This is a genomic window from Bradyrhizobium amphicarpaeae, from assembly GCF_002266435.3.
Lineage (GTDB): Bacteria > Pseudomonadota > Alphaproteobacteria > Rhizobiales > Xanthobacteraceae > Bradyrhizobium > Bradyrhizobium amphicarpaeae.
Genome location: NZ_CP029426.2, coordinates 1,793,648 through 1,807,718, shown reverse-complemented (window position 1 = coordinate 1,807,718; position 14,071 = coordinate 1,793,648). Strand labels below are relative to the sequence as shown.

At 65.6% G+C, this 14,071-nt stretch carries 12 protein-coding genes; 5 read left to right on the top strand and 7 right to left on the bottom strand.

Annotated elements, in window-relative coordinates:
• The first annotated feature begins 5 nt into the window (after nucleotides 1–5).
• From CIT40_RS08585 to CIT40_RS08575, 3 genes are all read left to right on the top strand, one after another.
• Nucleotides 6–2,069 (top strand): hypothetical protein, encoded by a 2,064-nt coding sequence (locus tag CIT40_RS08585; protein ID WP_094892700.1) that lies wholly within the window; start codon nucleotides 6–8, stop codon nucleotides 2,067–2,069.
• Nucleotides 2,070–2,207: 138 nt separating this feature from the next.
• On the top strand, nucleotides 2,208–2,624 hold the full coding sequence (locus tag CIT40_RS08580; RefSeq protein WP_162307409.1) for a DUF2946 family protein: 417 nt from the start codon (nucleotides 2,208–2,210) through the stop codon (nucleotides 2,622–2,624).
• A gap of 148 nt (nucleotides 2,625–2,772) precedes the next feature.
• The gene (locus CIT40_RS08575; protein ID WP_094892702.1) at nucleotides 2,773–5,142 is read left to right on the top strand and encodes a TonB-dependent receptor; all 2,370 of its coding nucleotides are present in this window, start codon (nucleotides 2,773–2,775) and stop codon (nucleotides 5,140–5,142) included.
• A 221-nt stretch (nucleotides 5,143–5,363) separates the two neighbouring features.
• On the opposite strand, the gene CIT40_RS08570 is transcribed toward CIT40_RS08575, so the two are convergent.
• The 4 genes from CIT40_RS08570 to CIT40_RS08555 form a co-directional block, all read right to left on the bottom strand.
• On the bottom strand, nucleotides 5,364–5,882 hold the full coding sequence (locus CIT40_RS08570; RefSeq protein ID WP_094892703.1) for a GNAT family N-acetyltransferase: 519 nt from the start codon (nucleotides 5,880–5,882) through the stop codon (nucleotides 5,364–5,366).
• 56 nt (nucleotides 5,883–5,938) lie between these two features.
• Nucleotides 5,939–6,874, bottom strand: a complete 936-nt coding sequence (locus tag CIT40_RS08565; protein ID WP_094892704.1) for a glycosyltransferase family 2 protein — start codon at nucleotides 6,872–6,874, stop codon at nucleotides 5,939–5,941.
• Entirely contained in the window at nucleotides 6,871–8,022 is a 1,152-nt protein-coding gene (locus tag CIT40_RS08560; protein ID WP_193550912.1) for a hypothetical protein, read from the bottom strand. The genes CIT40_RS08565 and CIT40_RS08560 overlap by 4 nt, the downstream gene beginning before the upstream one ends.
• 144 nt (nucleotides 8,023–8,166) lie before the next feature.
• Nucleotides 8,167–8,658: an NUDIX domain-containing protein gene (locus CIT40_RS08555; RefSeq protein WP_094892706.1), complete on the bottom strand. Its 492-nt coding sequence runs from the start codon at nucleotides 8,656–8,658 to the stop codon at nucleotides 8,167–8,169.
• Nucleotides 8,659–8,750: 92 nt separating this feature from the next.
• Between CIT40_RS08555 and CIT40_RS08550 the strand changes: the two genes are divergently transcribed.
• Complete coding sequence (locus CIT40_RS08550) at nucleotides 8,751–9,647, top strand: metallophosphoesterase family protein (RefSeq protein WP_094892707.1); 897 nt, start codon at nucleotides 8,751–8,753, stop codon at nucleotides 9,645–9,647.
• A 56-nt stretch (nucleotides 9,648–9,703) separates the two neighbouring features.
• Here the strand turns inward: CIT40_RS08550 and CIT40_RS08545 are convergent, their stop codons facing one another.
• The 3 genes from CIT40_RS08545 to CIT40_RS08535 all read right to left on the bottom strand — a co-directional run bounded on the left by CIT40_RS08545 (nucleotide 9,704) and on the right by CIT40_RS08535 (nucleotide 12,329).
• Nucleotides 9,704–10,258: a hypothetical protein gene (locus CIT40_RS08545; protein WP_094892708.1), complete on the bottom strand. Its 555-nt coding sequence runs from the start codon at nucleotides 10,256–10,258 to the stop codon at nucleotides 9,704–9,706.
• 197 nt (nucleotides 10,259–10,455) lie between these two features.
• Nucleotides 10,456–10,665: a DUF4170 domain-containing protein gene (locus tag CIT40_RS08540; RefSeq protein WP_018323282.1), complete on the bottom strand. Its 210-nt coding sequence runs from the start codon at nucleotides 10,663–10,665 to the stop codon at nucleotides 10,456–10,458.
• 29 nt (nucleotides 10,666–10,694) lie between these two features.
• Nucleotides 10,695–12,329: an isocitrate lyase gene (locus tag CIT40_RS08535; RefSeq protein ID WP_094892709.1), complete on the bottom strand. Its 1,635-nt coding sequence runs from the start codon at nucleotides 12,327–12,329 to the stop codon at nucleotides 10,695–10,697.
• A gap of 230 nt (nucleotides 12,330–12,559) precedes the next feature.
• Here CIT40_RS08535 and CIT40_RS08530 point away from each other — a divergent pair, with 230 nt between their 5' ends.
• A complete protein-coding gene (locus CIT40_RS08530) occupies nucleotides 12,560–14,005 on the top strand; it encodes a helix-turn-helix domain-containing protein (RefSeq protein WP_094892710.1) in 1,446 nt (481 codons plus the stop codon).
• Nucleotides 14,006–14,071: the final 66 nt, after the last annotated feature.

Genomic DNA, 14,071 nt, shown 5'->3' with positions numbered 1-14,071 from the left:
GCGACATGAATTACGGCATCGCATTCACGCCGCTTGTCCCCGCGATCGTGCTGTGGATCGCGCTCGCCGCGATCGTCGTCATCGCACTCGTGCTGCTGCTTGCGCGCGCGCGCGGCGCCGCCGTGCGCGTGGCCGCGCTGGCGCTGTTCCTGCTGGCGCTCGCCAATCCCTCCTTCACCCGCGAGGACCGCGATCCCCTCACCTCGGTTGCCGCAATCGTCGTCGACAAGAGCCCGAGCCAGAATTTCGGCAACCGCAATCGCGAGGCTGCGCAAGCACGGGAAGCGCTGGTCGACGGCCTGAAGAAGATCAAGGGGCTGGAAGTGCGTGTCGTCGAGGCCGGACAGGCCGACGGCGAGACCGACGGCACAAAACTGTTCGGAGCCCTCGCCTCGGCACTGGCGGACGTGCCGGTCGACCGCGTCGCCGGCGCGTTCCTGATCACCGACGGCCGCGTCCACGACATTCCGGCAAACGCCGCCGCGCTCGGCTTCCAGGCGCCGGTGCACGCGCTGATCACCGGGCAGAAGGACGAGCGCGACCGCCGCATCGCGATCACGGCGGCGCCGCGCTTCGGCATCGTCGGCCAGACCCAGACCATCAGCTACCGCCTCGACGACCAGGGCGTCACGGGCGAGCGCGCCAAGGTCACGGTCCGCAGGGACGGCGAGGTCATCAACGAACGCACGCTCTCGAGCGGCCAGGCCGCGACCGTCGACGTCGACATCAAGCATGCCGGCCCGAACATCGTCGAGATCGAGGCCTCGCCGCTCGAGCGAGAGCTGACGCCGGTGAACAACCGCGCCGTCGTCGCCATCGACGGCGTCCGCGACAAGCTGCGCGTGCTGCTGGTGTCGGGCGAGCCGCATTCGGGCGAGCGCACCTGGCGCAATCTGCTCAAGTCAGACGCCAGCGTCGATCTCGTGCACTTCACCATTCTGCGCCCGCCGGAGAAGCAGGACGGCACGCCGATCAACGAATTGTCGTTGATCGCGTTTCCGACCCGCGAGCTGTTCCAGCAGAAGATCAACGAATTCCAGCTGATCATCTTCGACCGCTACGCCCGCCAGGGCGTGCTGCCGATCGCCTATTTCGACAACATCGCGCGCTATGTGCGCGGCGGCGGCGCGGTGCTGGTCTCGGCCGGCCCCGACTACGCCTCCAACACCAGCATCTGGCGCACGCCGCTGGATTCGGTGCTGCCGGCCGAACCGGTCGGCGTCACCGAAAAGCCGTTCTATGCGCATCTGTCCGATGTCGGCAAACGCCACCCCGTCACGCGCGGGCTGGAGGGCTCGGCCTCCGAGCCGCCGCACTGGAGTCGCTTCTTCCGCACCGTCGACACCCGCAATTCCGTCAATCCGCCGGTGATGACGGGCGCGGACGGCAAGCCGCTGCTGTTCCTGACCCGCTTCGGCGAGGGCCGCGTCGCGCTGCTGCTCTCCGACCACATCTGGCTGTGGGCACGCGGTTATGAGGGCGGTGGCCCGCATCTGGACTTGCTCAGGCGGATGTCGCATTGGCTGATGAAGCAGCCGGATCTCGATGAAGAGGCGCTGCGCCTTCAGGTGCAGGGCAAGAACCTCGTCGTGGTGCGCCAGACCATGGCCGACAGCGTCCAGCCGGTGAGCGTGACCTCACCGTCCGGCGTCTCGCAGGATCTGACGCTGAGCGCCGGCGACCCCGGCGAATGGCGCGCCAGCCTTCCCGCAAGCGAGCTCGGCCTGTGGCAGGCCACAGACGGCACGCTGAAGGCGCTGATCAATGTCGGCCCGACCAATCCGAAGGAGTTTTCGGAAGTCACTTCCACCGTCGATACCTTGAAGCCGCTGACGCAGGCGACCGGCGGCAATGCCGTGCGCGTGGTGGACGGCACCAGCGTCGAGCTGCCGCGCATCCTGCCGGTGCGCTCGGCCAGCGTGTTTGCCGGCGACGGCTGGATGGGCGTGCGGATGCGCGACGCCAGCGTCGTCAAGGGCGTCGGCGTGCTGCCGATATTCGCCGGCCTGATCGGGCTGTTGCTGCTGCTCGGCGCGTTTGCGGCGACGTGGGTACGCGAGGGGCGCTGACCTCGCTCCGTTGCTCGAACGACACATCGACCCGCCACCGGCGCTGGCCGGCCTGAGCGCGATTGACATCCGCAGACCGATCGGGCGATGTTATATTGTTACATCGCGATATCTCGCGATGTGGGGTGGCTTTTCCAGATGAAGTGGTTCCGGTCGAATATCAGGCACGGCGCCCGGCTCGCGATCTTCGCGATGCTGGTGCAGTTCGCGCTGACGTTCGGCCACAGCCACTGGTTCGCCCAGGCCGCGCCGCTGACGCAGGCCTCGCTCCAGCGGATCGACGGCGCCAAGGACAGCACGAAGGACGTTGCTGCGATCGACCGCGCCGCGGTCCAGAAGCAATCGCCGGCCGTTCCCGACCGCGAGCATCCGGGCGAGGACAATTGCGCGATCTGTGCCGTGGTCGCGATGGCGGGCACCGTCATATCGGCAACGCCGCCCGTGCTGCTGTTGCCGCAAGCGATCGAGCTGCTCTACCGCACCACCGATGCCGAATTTCTGCATCTGAAATCGGCAGGCCACGCGTTCCAGCCGCGCGCCCCTCCCGCGTCCTGACTCTCAACATCGCTTGATCACGCCTGGGCTTGCCGCGAAACGGCGAATGCCCGGGAAACGTTGAAGTCGAATTCCGTCGCGCCGCGACGGCAGGCCGCCTCCGATCAGCACACAATCATGCGGACGGCGCCTGACTGGAATCAGGACCATGTCATTTCAATCGCGACGCGCGCAGCGTCTTGGCGGAGCAAGCCTGCTCCTGCTCGGTGCCGCCGCCACGCCCGCTCTCGCCCAGACGCCTGCGCAAGACAACTCATCGACCGAGATCCCTGCCGTCACCGTGACGGCGCCGAGCCCCATCGTGCGCAGAGCGGTGGTGCCGTCCCGCAATCCCGGCCGCGGCACGCGGACCGCGCGGGTGCGCAGCCGCCAACAAGCGGCGGAGGCGGAGCCGGCAGCTTCCGCGTCCGCCGCGCCTCAGCAGGGCGTGCTGTCAGTCGTGACCAACCAGTTCGCGACGGTCACCGTGGTGCCGAACGAGGAAATCCGCCGCGAGGGCGGCGGACAGCTCGGCGATCTCCTGTTCTCCAAGCCAGGCATCACCGGATCGAGCTTCGCGCCCGGCGCATCGAGCCGGCCGATCATCCGGGGTCTCGACGTCAATCGCGTCGGCATTGTCGAGAACGGCACCAATGCGAGCGGCGCCTCCGATCTCGGCGAGGATCATTTCGTTCCGATCGATTCGCTTGCGACCAACCAGATCGAAGTGGTGCGCGGGCCCGCCGCGCTGCGCTACGGCTCGACCTCGATCGGCGGCGTCGTCAGCGCCACCAATAACCGGATTCCGGATGCGCTGCCGTCCTGCGCGCCGTCATTCCAGGCCTACGGCCTGCCGACCAAGGCTCCGCTCGCGAGCGCCGCGACTTCGCCTTGCGTCACCGCCGAGACCCGAACCGCGTTCTCTTCGGTCGATCGCGGCGTCGAGAGCGGCGTTCTGCTCGACACCGGCGGCGGCAATTTCGCCTTCCACGCCGACGCCTATGGCCGCACGACCTCGGACTACAGCATTCCGAGCTATCCGTATCTCTTCGACCAGACGCGGCCCGTGAACGGCCGCCAGCCGAATTCGGCGACGCGCTCGGACGGCGCCTCGATCGGCGGCTCCTACTTCTTCCAGGGCGGCTATATCGGCGCGTCGATCACCCAGAACGACGCGCTCTATCACATCCCCGGCATCGACGGCGCCGACCACCAGACACGGATCGACGGCCACCAGACCAAGATCAACGTCAAGGGCGAGTATCATCCCGACGCCGCCGCAATCGACGCGGTGCGCTTCTGGGCCGGCGCGACCGACTACCGGCACAACGAGATTGGCCTCGCCGATCCCACCGACCCGACCACTGATGGCGTGCGGCAGACCTTCACCAACAAGGAGCAGGAGATCCGCACCGAAGTGCAGCTGATGCCGTTCAACGCCCGCTTCGCCGAAGTGACGACGGCGCTGGGCTTGCAGGTCGGCCATCAGGAGTTGAGCGCACCGAGCCCGGACAATCCCGGCACGCTGTTCAACGGCCTGTGGGATCCGAACAACAGCAACCGCGTTGCCGGCTACGCTTTCAACGAGTTCAAGTTTACAGAGGCGACGCGGGCGCAGGTCGCCGGCCGCATCGAGCATGTCGAGCTGCACGGCACGACACCAAACTTCCCGACCGATTATTTGCCTGACGGCACGCCGCAGGCGGGCATCGCGCGCAATCCGTCGTTCACGCCGAAGAGCGGCAGCATCGGCCTGTTGCAGGACCTGCCGGGCGGCATGGTCGGCAGCATCACCGCGCAATATGTCGAGCGCGCGCCGAAGGCGGCCGAATTGTTCTCGCGCGGCGGCCACGACGCGACCGCGACCTTCGATATCGGCAATCCGAACCTCACCATCGAGACCGCCAAGTCGGTCGAGCTCGGCGTGCGCAGGGCGACGGGGCCGTTCCGCTTCGAGGCGACCGTTTACTACACGCATTTCGACAATTTCATCTACCGCCGCCTCACGGGCGTGTCCTGCGACGACGACTTTGCGTCCTGCGGCAATCCGGGCGCCGAGCTGAACCAGGCGGTTTATTCGCAGCGCAACGCGAATTTCCGCGGCGGTGAATTCCAGTCGCAGCTCGACGTCGCCGCCTTCCAGGGCGGCATCTGGGGCATCGAGAACCAGTTCGATTTCGTCCGCGCCACCTTCAGCGACGGCACCAACGTGCCGCGGATCCCCCCGATGCGGATGGGCGGCGGCGTGTTCTGGCGCGACGACAACTGGTTGATGCGCGTCAACCTGCTGCACGCCTTCGCGCAGAACAACGTCGCCGTGATCGCGGAGACGCCGACGGCGGGCTACAACCTGTTGAAGGCCGAGGTGAGCTACAAGACCAAGCTCGACCGCAACTGGTTCGGTGCGCGCGAGATGATGGCCGGCATCGTCGGCAACAATCTCCTCAACGAGAACATCCGCAACTCGGTATCCTACAACAAGGACGAGGTGCTGTTGCCCGGCATCGGCGTGCGCGCGTTCGCGAACTTCAAGTTCTGAGCTCGAGTCGGCCAACGGCACTCGCCGTCATTGCGAGGAGGTCTTGCGACAAAGCAATCCAGAGTCTGTCTGCAGAGGTAGCCTGGATTGCTTCGCTGCGCTCGCAATGACGGAGTCCAACCGAGCTACGTAGCCCGGATGAGCGCAGCGATATCCGGGGCGCTGCATCTGCGGCGCAGATGTCCCGGATGTCGCTTCGCTCATCCGGGCTACGAACCGAGCTACCCTGCCCGCGCCTTGCTCCAGTCGGGGCCCACCTGCCCCGACACGCCTTCGAAGGCGCCGTCGACGAGTTCGAACACCAGGATACGGGCGGCGTCGACAGGGCCGGGCATGGTGACACGGCCTTTCGGGACCGGCTTGAAGCCGACCCGGCTGTAATAGGGCTCGTCGCCGACCAGCAGCACGAGGCGGTGATCTTTCGCCTTCGCGTCCTTGAGCGCGCGCTCCATCAACAGACGGCCGACACCGTGGCCGCGGAACGGCGGCTCGACCGTGAGCGGGCCGAGCAGCAGCGCCGGCGTCTCGCCGACCAGCACCGGCAATTGCCTGACCGAGCCGACCAGCAGCGTGCCGATGCGGGCCGTGAAGGACAATTCGAGCAGGTGGTCGACGTGCTCGCGGATCCGATAGGCGCTGAGCACGAAGCGGCCGGGACCGAAGGTGCGTTCGTGCAGCCGCTCGATCGACTGGGCGTCGCCGGCGGCTTCAGGGAGGATGGTCAGTGAGAGATCGGTCATGTCAATTCGCGGGATAGCACCTGAACGCAGCGCGGTCCATCGGGCAGCGACGGCGTTCAGCTGCTTTTGAGGGGCGGTTGGGACAGATAGGCCAGCATCTTCATCTCCCGCCGCCCTCGCGTCACCGTGTCGAGCACGAGCCCCGAGGACACCGCGAGCAGGGCCATGATCATCAAGCCCATCGACAGCACGGCGGTCGGCAGGCGCGGCACCAGGCCGGTCTCGATGAAGGTGATCACGATCGGGATCGCGAGGATCACTGCGGCCAGCGCCAACACGCCCCCGATTACGGCAAAGAAGCGCAACGGCCGCTCCGAACGGTAGAGCTTCACCATGGTGCCGAGGATGCGAAAGCCGTCGCGCCAGGTGTTCAGCTTGGAGAACGAGCCTTCGGGGCGCGCGTAATAGGGAGTCTCGATCTCGGCGACCGGCAGCGACAGTTCCAGCGCGTAGACCGCGAGCTCGGTCTCGATCTCGAAGCCGTCGGAGAGGACGGGGAAGGATTTGACGAAACGGCGCGAGAACACGCGGTAGCCGGACAGGATGTCCTTGAAAGCGTGACCGAAGGTCGACGCCAGAAAGCCGGTCAGCATGCGGTTGCCGGTGCGGTGGCCGAGCCGGTAGGCGGCCCGGACCTGATCGACGCGAAGGCCGACCACCATGTCGAGATGATCATCGAGCAGGCGATCGATCATGCCGGGTGCGCTCGGCGCATCGTAGGTCGCATCGCCGTCGACCAGCACATAGACGTCGGCCTCGACGTCGGCGAACATGCGGCGCACGACGTGACCTTTTCCCTGCCGGCGCTCGCTGCGCACGATCGCGCCCGCTTCGCGCGCGACAGTCGCGGTACGGTCGCGCGAATTGTTGTCATAGACGTAGATCGCGGCCGACGGCAGCGCCTTGCGGAAATCGGCAACGACAGTGGCGACCGCCGCCTCCTCGTTGTAGCAGGGCACCAACACCGCGATGCGAAGTTGCGTTGAGGTCATCGCGACGGCGCTCCGAAGCTTGCCGGCTCGCGCCCGAGCGCTGCGGGCTGCTGCGCCTGCGCCGGCTGCATCAGCCAGGCGAACGAGACGCTCCACAGCGAGAGCATCGCAACCGGCACGATGTAATAGGGCGTGAAGACCGGATGGCTGAGGAAGAAGACGAGATTGACGATGAGATTGCCGGCGACGACGAGGGCCACCTGCCGCACGCTGCCCTCGCCCATCCGCAACAGCCATGCCGTGGATCCGATCGCCAGCACGATCAGCACGAACTGCATGTCGCGCAGATAATGGCCGAACACGGCGAAGTCGAAGGCCGGCGCGACCACGTCGGCACTGCCATAGGTCGTGGCCAGCGGGCTGCCGGCGTTGATGGCCTGGGCGACTAAGGTCGGGGCCATGCCGACGAGAACGCCGAAGCCGAGGCCGAGCCCCTGCACGAAGGCTGACGGAGTCCGCACCTTCAGGAAGGCAATGCCGAGATAGATGAAATAGCCGGCCGCGAGCAGCGCATTCGGCAATCTGAAATTGACGGACGCGCCAAGGAGGACGGCGATCAGCGCGATCAGCAGCACGCTGCGTTTATCCCTGGTCAGCCACAGCGCCGTCAGGAAGCCGGCGACCGCGCACAGCGCCATGGTCGGCGCGACCGAATAGCTCGCCTTCGCCGGATTGATCATGAGGTAGATTGCGAGCGCGCCGAACAGGCCAGCGCCGAAGACCGACGGCAGCGTGCGCGCCATGGCAATGCCTGACAGAGCAAGGCCGCAGACGATCAGGCTCGCGGCAACGTAGAGCGGCACCACCTGGTGACCCTCGGGAAACAGCGCCAGCAGAAAGCCGGTGCCCGGCGGATATTGCATCACGATCTTGCCGCTCGGCATCGGATTGTGGCACGGCCAGCGGATCGGATCCTGCCATTCGGCGAACGCGATCTCCCTCAATTTTCCTTCGAAATAATGATCGTGGTCCAACGCGGCATTGGTGTTGAGCCCACCGATGCCGAGACGCTGGAACAGATGCGCCTGCCTGAGATAGCAGATGTCGTCATAGACCCCGCGCGCCTCGCTCCAGCGCGACATCGTGACGATGTTGCTGGCGAGGATCGCAAGGCAGATCAGGCCGAAAGCGAATTTGGCAATCTTCATCCGGTGGTGCTCTTTCGGGCTGCTTACTAGAGTCATTTCCGTTCCGATGGTATCGGAACGGGGCTCCAGGTTCTCGTTTTGACGCGTTTTCTTGACGCGAACCGGTATCCACTTTGCTGGGAAACGCTCTAACACAGGCCATCCTCAGCGCCACGTCGCAATCAGGGGCTCGCCGTCCAGCACTTCGGCGATCCGCAGCCGCGTCCCTCGCGTGGTGTCCTCGGGCAACGCCGTGACCGCAAAGAACCCGCATTCGCTGATCTCGCGGTTGGGCGGGGGCAGGCGATCCTGCCTGAACTGCCTGACCACGTAGATGGCGACATGGTCGCGGCGGGAGACGTGGCTGTTGAGGAAGATGCCGTGCAACACGGCCTCGCCGGTAAGGTCGATGTCGCCCTCCTCCTTGAGCTCGCGCCGCATCGCCTGCTCCATGGTCTCGCCGAAATCAACGCCGCCGCCGGGCAGGTGCCAGCCGCTGACGTAGCTGTGCCTGACCAGAAACACCCGATTCTCGGCATCCAGCACCACGGCGCGGACGCCGAGCGTCATGCCGCGGACGACGAGGAAATAGGCGTGGAAGAATCGCCGCAGCAGCGGCTCGAACTTCCGTCGAATGCGGTTCAGGCGATCTCCCATCAGGCTTCCTTGAGGCCAGGGTTCAGGCCCTTCTTGCGCGCGGGGCGCGACCTTGCCATTACAGCAAAACAATAGCGAGGCAATCGCGCGCCATGACTTCCAACACGCCGGCCCCCTTCACGCTTGCCCATCTGTCCGATCCGCATCTGGCGCCTCTGCCGAAGCCGCGGCTGATCGAGCTCGCCGGCAAGCGCGTGCTCGGCTACGTCAACTGGACGCGCAACCGCCACAAGTACCAGCGCCGCGAGGTGCTCGACGCGCTGGTGGCCGACATGAAGGCGCAGGCGCCCGACCACATCGCGGTGACCGGCGATCTCGTCAACCTCGCGCTGGAAGCCGAGTTCGCCCCTGCCCGCGCCTGGCTCGAGGGCGTCGGCGCGCCCGACCGCGTCACCACGATTCCCGGCAATCACGACGCCTATGTCCGCGCCACCTCGCACCGCTTCGGCGAGACGTTTGCGCCCTATCTCGCCGGCGACGACGGCGGCATCGGCTTCCCATCCGTGCGCCGGCGCGGGCCGCTCGCGCTGATCAGCCTGTCCACGGCGGTGCCGACCCTGCCGCTGATGGCGACGGGCACGCTCGGGCCCGATCAGCTCGCCGCCCTCGCAACAGTGCTCGAACGGCTCGCGGGCGAGGACGTCTTCCGCGTGCTGCTGGTGCACCATCCGCTGAAGTCCGATGCGCGGCAGAAGCGGATGACAGATTCGGCCGCGCTGCTCGCGCTGCTCAAGCGCCACGGCGTCGAGCTGATCCTGCACGGGCACGACCACATTCATTCGACGATGTGGTTCGAAGGTCCCAACGGCAACATTCCCGCGCTCGGCGTGCCCTCGGCCTCCGCGCTCGCGCATGGCCACTACCCGGCGGCTGCGTACAACCTGTTCAGAATCGAGAAGGACAATGCCGGCTGGCGCTGCGAGCAGACGGTGCGGAGCCTCGGGGCGGGATTTCAGATCGGGCAGATCAAGCATGTGAGGTTGATTTAGTTCGCCGTCATTCCGGGGCGCGCGAAGCGCGAGCCCCGGAATGACAGAGCAACTGATCACCAGCTCCGCAACGCCGCCAGCACCGCAAGCCCGAACAGCGCGGCGGCGCCGAGCACGAAACCGAACACGAACGGCCACAGGCGCGAGCGGCGCGGCTCCGGCACGGCCTCGGGCTTCGGTTCGGGCGGAACCACCATCGCATGCTCGCGCTCGACCATCCGCCGCGCGACATAATCGGTGACGGCCTCGACGATGATTGCGGTGTCGTGCGATTCGGCGAGTACGATGCGGCCGAAGCGGGTGTCCTGGACGAAGCGGTACTGCCGCTTGTCGCGTCCCATCACGATGTGGGCGACGACGTCGACCCAGAGTCTCGGCGTATCGCCCTGGCTGATGCCGCGGTCGAACAGGTCGATCCTGTCAGGCACCTGGGCGAACAGGGGATCGAGCGCGTCGTTGAGGATCTCGAGCCGCGCCACCTCGGCGTCCCTGAGATCGACGACGACGCCGGTCCGGTCGGCCGCCTCGATCCGCGCGCGCAGCAGCGCGTCGCGCAGCCGCACCGGGCGCGGCTGGCCGGGATGGGTCCCGCTGGTTTCGGGCTCTGACATTGTCGGCCTCGTCCTCGACTTTCCTCCATTAACCTATCAGCAACCACACCCGCCGCAAAGGGTCCGCAATTCCAGAGACTTACGGCGCCCACAGCCGATTGACCTGTGCCAAAAACAGACGATCCCACCCAGGCAGAGCCTGGATGGGACCATCCGTCCTTGGACGTCTTCTTAGTTCAGGTCGCCAGTCGAGCCCTTCAGGCCGAGACGCGCGACGGCTCTTCGACGATGGAGAAGCGGACGCCGGCCTTGTGGCGGTTCTCTTCCGAGACCGTGCGCCAGGCATCCTCGGCCTCCTTGCGGGTCTTGAACGGACCCTGCACCTGGGCCGAGCCTTCCACCAGCTTGTGGAAGTTCATCGAACCGAACTCGCCGCCGATCACCCAGAAATTGCTGCCTTTGGTCATTGTCAGTCTCCTGTCCAATAGCGTGCTCGTTAGCCGAACTGGTTCATGGTGTTGTGGGCGCCGCCCGCCTTCAGGGCAGCCTCGCCGGCGAAGTACTCCTTGTGGTCGTCGCCGATGTCGGAGCCGGCCATGTTCTGGTGCTTGGCGCAGGCGATACCCTGACGGATTTCCTGGCGCTGGACGTTCTTGACGTAGCCCAGCATGCCCTGGTCGCCGAAATACTCCTTGGCGAGGTTGTCGGTCGACAGCGCCGCGGTGTGATAGGTCGGCAGCGTGATCAGGTGATGGAAGATACCGGCGCGCTTGGCCGAATCCGCCTGGAAGGTACGGATGCGCTCGTCGGCTTCCTGCGCCAGCGGCGTATCGTCGTATTCCGGCTTCATCAGCTCGGCACGGTTGTACTTGCTGACGTCCTTGCCGGCTTCCTTCATCGCGTCGTAGACCTGCCAACGGAAGTTGAGGGTCCAGTTGAACGACGGCGAGTTGTTGTAGGCGAGCTTGGCGTTCGGAATCACCTTGCGGATGCGATCGACCATCTTGGCGATCTGCTCGATATGCGGCTTCTCGGTCTCGATCCAGAGCAGGTCCGCGCCGTTCTGCAGCGAGGTGATGCTGTCGAGCACGCAGCGGTCTTCGCCGGTGCCGGGACGGAACTGGTAGAGGTTCGAGGGCAGCCGCTTCGGACGCAGCATCTTGCCGTTGCGGTTGATGATGACGTCGCCGTTGCGGGCGTTCTCCGCGGTGATTTCCTCGCAATCGAGGAAGCTGTTGTACTGGTCGCCGATGTCACCGGGCTTGTGGCTGACGGCGATCTGCTGGGTCAGCCCGGCGCCGAGCGAGTCGGTGCGGGTCACGATGACGCCGTCTTCGACGCCGAGCTCGAGGAAGGCGTGGCGGCAGGCGCGGATCTTCGCGATGAAGACTTCGTGCGGCACGGTGACCTTGCCGTCCTGGTGACCGCACTGCTTCTCGTCCGAGACCTGGTTCTCGATCTGCAGCGCGCAGGCACCCGCCTCGATCATCTTCTTGGCGAGCAGATAGGTCGCCTCGGCGTTGCCGAAGCCGGCGTCGATGTCGGCGATGACGGGGACGACATGGGTCTGGAAGTTGTCGATCTTCGCGATCAGCTCCTGCTCGCGGGTCTTGTCGCCTTCCTTCCGCGCCTTGTCGAGCAGGCGGAAGATGTCGTTGAGCTCGCGCGAGTCGGCCTGGCGCAGGAAGGTGTAGAGCTCTTCGATCAGCGCAGGCACCGAGGTCTTCTCGTGCATCGACTGGTCGGGCAGCGGGCCGAACTCGGAACGCAGCGCCGCGATCATCCAGCCCGAGAGATACAGGTAGGTGCGATCGGTCTTGCCGCCGAAATGCTTCTTGACCGAGATCAGCTTCTGCTGGGCGATGAAGCCGTGCCAGCAGCCCAGCGACTGGGTGTACTTTGTCGGATCCTTGTCATAGGCCGCCATGTCGGCCCGCATCAGCGCCGCGGTGTAGCGGGCGACGTCGAGGCCGGTCCTGAAGCGGTTCTGCAGGCGCATGCGCGCGACGGCCTCGGCCGACACGCCGTTCCACGTCGGCTGGGTCTCAAGGAGCGCCTGGGCCGCCTTGACCTCGTCCTGATACGACGATGGACCCTGGAGGGTGCTGATGCCGCGGGGCTGGTAGTTCATTTGCCTGATCCTTTCGCTGACGATGGCGATGGCTGGCCATCGACATTCTTGACAGTGCATTGCGAGATGCGTGTCAGGAGCTAAACGCGAAAACAGAAACTTCGGCTAGATGGCTTGTTTCTTATTGGTGATGTCATGTAACATCGGAACATGTAATAGATGTTATTTTGTAAAGTTTGTAAATTTATAGGTCAGTCAGACTGTCCTTAATGCGCACGGAGCCCTGAGAAATGCCCGCCAATTCCGGCAAAAAACTCTTCGTCGGCCCGCGGTTCCGCAGGATCCGGCAGCAATTGGGGCTGTCGCAGACCCAGATTGCCGAAGGGCTCGGGATCTCGCCGAGTTATGTCAACCTGATCGAGCGCAATCAGCGCCCGGTCACGGCGCAAATCCTGCTGCGGCTGGCCGAGACCTATGACCTCGATTTGCGTGACCTCGCCACCGCCGACGAGGATCGATTCTTCGCCGAGCTGAACGAGATCTTCTCCGATCCCCTGTTCCGCCAGATCGACGTGCCCAAGCAGGAGCTGCGCGACCTCGCCGAGCTCTGCCCCGGCGTGACCCACGCGCTGCAGCGGCTGTACGCGGCCTATACCGAGGCGCGCCAGGGCGAGACGCTGGCTGCGGCGCAGATGGCCGACCGTGACGTCGGTACGCGCTACGAGGCCAACCCGGTCGAGCGCGTCCGCGAGCTGATCGAGGCCAACCGCAACTATTTTCCGGAGCTGGAGCAGGCCGCAGAGACACTTCGCGATGAGCTGAACGTCCCGGCCGAGGGGCTCTACGCAGCGCTCGCTGCGCGCTTACGTGAAAAGCATTCGATCCAGACCCGCATCATGCCGGTCGACGTGATGCGCGAGACGCTGCGGCGTTTCGACCGCCATCGCCGCCAGTTGCTGGTCTCCGAGCTGGTCGATCCGCCCGGCCGCGCCTTCCAGCTCGCCTTCCAGCTTGGCCTGGGGGAATGTGCGCAAGCCCTGGAGAGCATCATCGGCCGTGCCGGACCGCTCGACGACGCGCCGCGGCGTCTGTTCCGGATCACGCTCGGCAATTATTTCGCGGCGGCCGTGATGATGCCCTATCCGGCGTTTCTGGCTGCGGCCGAAGCGCTGAACTACGACATCCACGTGCTGGCGCAGCGCTTCAGTTCCGGGTTCGAGCAGGTCTGTCACCGGCTCACCACTTTGCAGCGACCGAACGCGCGCGGCATTCCGTTCTTCCTGCTGCGCGTCGACAATGCCGGCAACGTTTCAAAACGCTTCTCGTCGGGTACCTTTCCGTTCTCGAAATTCGGCGGCACCTGCCCGCTGTGGAACGTGCACTCGACCTTCGACACGCCCGATCGCCTGCTCAAGCAGGTGATCGAGCTCTCCGACGGCACGCGTTACTTCTCGATCGCGCAGATGGTGCGCCGCCCCGTCGCGCCGCACCCGCTGCCGCAACCGCGCTTCGCCATCGGCCTCGGCTGCGAGATCCGTCACGCCGCGCGCCTGACCTACGCCGCCGGCATGGACCTGGAGAAGACCGAGGGCACGCCGATCGGCGTCAACTGCCGCCTCTGCGAGCGCGAAAACTGCGCCCAGCGCGCCGAGCCGCCGATCACGCGCACGCTGATTTTGGACGAGACGACACGGCGGGTGAGTTCGTTCGCATTCTCGAATGCGCGGGAGTTGTGAGGGCCGCCCTGGATGACCTTGGTTAACTGGCCCCTAACACGCCGCCGCGATCTGCAACCAAGGATT